The sequence below is a fragment of the Bartonella sp. LB28NMGDW genome, from assembly GCF_042194435.1.
GTDB classification, from domain to species: domain Bacteria; phylum Pseudomonadota; class Alphaproteobacteria; order Rhizobiales; family Rhizobiaceae; genus Bartonella; species Bartonella grahamii.
This window is the reverse complement of record NZ_JBHIMX010000147.1, coordinates 1-648: the sequence shown is the minus strand read 5'-3', so window position 1 is coordinate 648 and position 648 is coordinate 1. Positions and strand designations below refer to the sequence as shown.

1 protein-coding gene and 1 pseudogene are annotated in these 648 nt (G+C 40.9%); both read right to left on the bottom strand.

Translation table 11 applies throughout. The features are described from left to right. Positions 1-61: 61 nt before the first annotated feature. Positions 62-463, bottom strand: coding sequence for a hypothetical protein (locus ACFIKG_RS09720; protein ID WP_375618845.1), 402 nt, complete (start codon positions 461-463; stop codon positions 62-64). Further along, positions 460-648 (bottom strand): annotated as a pseudogene (locus ACFIKG_RS09715) (hypothetical protein); the annotation flags it as partial. The gene ACFIKG_RS09720 and the pseudogene ACFIKG_RS09715, both read right to left, overlap by 4 nt.

Here is a 648-nt window from a genome sequence, read left to right as displayed (position 1 = left end):
AGCTCATCAACCTGGTGCTTTATTTGGTGTAAATTCAAGGCTTTCTCTGCTGAAGCAAGACTTAAGGCTGGCATTCAGGTGCATTTTTATACTTTTTACAAAAAGGGCTGTTCAAACGCTTCTTGACACTGCGCTGTGGTATGACAGCACCTGGACGACAAATGGGAAGGTTTTCAGCTCTAAAAGTATAACACCAATATGGTCCTCCCCATTTGTAGCGGAATCCTGCTTGAATCATGCAAGCATCGATGGAAGCCTCTGCATTGATGCTTAGCTTTCTATTTTCTGGAAAAACATCATAAGGGGTTGGCATACCACATTCTAACAATGCTTTTCCTACCTCAGTAAAATCTGCTCCTGGTTTCTCCCATGCACTCAAAACTCCTGGTGGAGGCTTGTCGATGTTACATCCAGCAATATTTAACAGAATGAGACCACTTAATAATTTCAAGATTTGTTTCATTTTTTTCTTCCTGAATATTTTGAATAAATTGGCGTACGATTAGGTAATCCATAAGCCTGTCGACATATTGAACCTGCATTACCATAACAAGCATGGACACTGGGGTAGCCCTTAAATATTTGCCATGCTTCTTTCCAAGGACCACTTCCAGGAGGTATTTGCTCAAAAGTGTAAGGATTTTTGCC